The organism is Oleiphilus sp. HI0128 (assembly GCF_001635365.1).
Window position 1 is genome coordinate 1 of the sequence record NZ_LWGG01000893.1, and the last position, 1,288, is coordinate 1,288.

Below are 1,288 nucleotides of genomic sequence, written 5' to 3' on the forward strand. Positions count from 1 at the left end.
CTTGGTTTTTGTACCCTGAGCCAGAAGATTTAAACTCTTTAACTAGGTTCGTTAACGTCGATTCACCGGCTATTGGATAAATAACTTCTTGCACTGTAGCGCTTGGTTTTTCCAGCGAGGCTTCTGCAATTCTAAAAAGTATCGTGTTTTTGCCATACACCTTTTGAAAATCTTTGAGCATAGACTTTACGACCTTTTTCTCTGCGCGAGCATTAAGCCGATGAACTATCTGGCAAAACAAATCAATTAACCCATCTATTGCTTCTCTTTGCCGAGAAAAGCACAGCATGGCCAGCATTGCGTACTTAGAGGATTCAGGATGCCTTCTAACTTCCCAGGCATTTTCTGAAGCAACCCGTTGACGATAACGAGAAACTATTTTCTGAGGTACGGCAGAGAGTACCTGTTTATCAAGATTCAGCGAGTTTAAGAAACGAAGCTTTTTACTTTCATTTATTATGCTGTCTAAGCTCATTCGCCCCGGCTCAGATTTAAGCTCTGAGTAATTTAGACCTGATGTATTTTCTGAAATTAGAGCATCAAGTTTTTCTTTTGCGCTCGTGGATAATGAAACTGAGATTTCATTGAAAAGCCGCCGCTCGAACTCGCTAACAGAAGATGCAATCAGTCTATCGAGCTCTTTCACTGCTGGCAGCTCCACTTTGTTCTGATGAAACCACTCGGCCAACCTAGATCCGAGATCTGTTTGTTCACTATTATTTGGTAAATGCTCGCAAACCAACCATTCAGAAGCTTTCTGTTTATCAGTGCTTGTTACCTTACGAATTCCAAGGAACTTTAGTAAGGTTTCTCGATGACGGCGACCAGATCTCCCAATCCAGTCATAATTGTCAATGTCGGAAAGGTCAGCATCTAGCTGATCACACAAATATTTCAGGGGCGCAGCGGGTATGTCAGATGACTTGTAGGGGAAATTACCGGTGTTCTGGTAGTACTTCAATTGAGCGAACAGACCCAACAGACTTTTACCTGGTTTGCTGCCTTTTAACTCGAGCTCTTTAAATGAAAGTGTCCAGTGGTTTGTGAGCTCTTCGAGATCCCAAAGCTTTTTCATGCCTCATTCCTTTATATTTTTATTTTAAGAATGAGGAGAGTACAAAAAGTTGGCCGCTATCGCACCTTAGAGTGTATTACCCCAATAAGAGCGTAGTGATATGCCAGTTATCAATATTTTGAACGACGCAGAAAGACTGTTGTTCGACACTCCTCCTAGATTTTCCAAGGAAGATCGTCAACGTTACTTCTCGATTCCATCTGAAGTAACCAA

Annotated in this window: 1 protein-coding gene; it reads right to left on the minus strand. The window is 41.8% G+C overall.

Going from position 1 to position 1,288, the window contains the following annotated elements:
- On the minus strand, positions 1-1,075 hold a 1,075-nt coding region (locus tag A3763_RS14340; protein ID WP_156495101.1), incomplete at its 3' end, for a DUF4158 domain-containing protein.
- Between the last annotated feature and the right edge of the window lie 213 nt (positions 1,076-1,288).